At 63.6% G+C, this 546-nt stretch carries 1 protein-coding gene; it reads left to right on the top strand.

Annotated features, from left to right (window positions below):
- Positions 1 to 257 precede the first annotated feature (257 nt).
- On the top strand, positions 258 to 546 hold a 289-nt coding region (locus RM572_RS28810; protein ID WP_311676310.1), incomplete at its 3' end, for a hypothetical protein.

Here is a 546-nt window from a genome sequence, read left to right as displayed (position 1 = left end):
ACGTGGCATACATCTGCATGGCGCCGGTGAGGTCGGCCTGCAGGCCAATGATCGACGTGAAGCTAGGAAGCTCGGCGACGTGCTCTCCGGCGCCCTTGACGGCGAATACAGCCTCGACCACCTTTCGGCCGGACTCCAGGTTCATGCCACCCCCATTTTTCGTCTCAGTGAGCCTAGCCCGCAGTCGGGGAGTGCTGGCACACGAATTTGCGACAACCCTCAACCCTGCTGAGCGGACCCGGGTTTAGGCTGTGGCCGTGCGAGGGGACGAAGTGGCAGTGGAGTTTGTCGCCCGTGGTCGGCTGCCGAGCACACCAGAGGAATGGCTCGGGCTGTCGGCGGCCATCGGTGTCATGGTCGCAACTTATGTGCTGGTGCAGATTTGGGCCGGTCGCAGCGTAGCCAAGGAGTTGGATGCGCTGGAAGCGCGGCTCGTAGCCGAATCATCCCAGTTCAAAACCCGTTGGCCCGCGCAGCTGCTGTGGCAGGCGCCCTACGCGGAGCTCGAAGCGGAGGCGGAGCGTTCTTGGAGGATGGTGTTCGTCC

It is taken from the genome of Streptomyces hazeniae (genome assembly GCF_031845485.1).
Classification (GTDB): Bacteria; Actinomycetota; Actinomycetes; order Streptomycetales; family Streptomycetaceae; genus Streptomyces; species Streptomyces hazeniae.
This window is presented reverse-complemented; position numbering and strand designations above follow the sequence as displayed.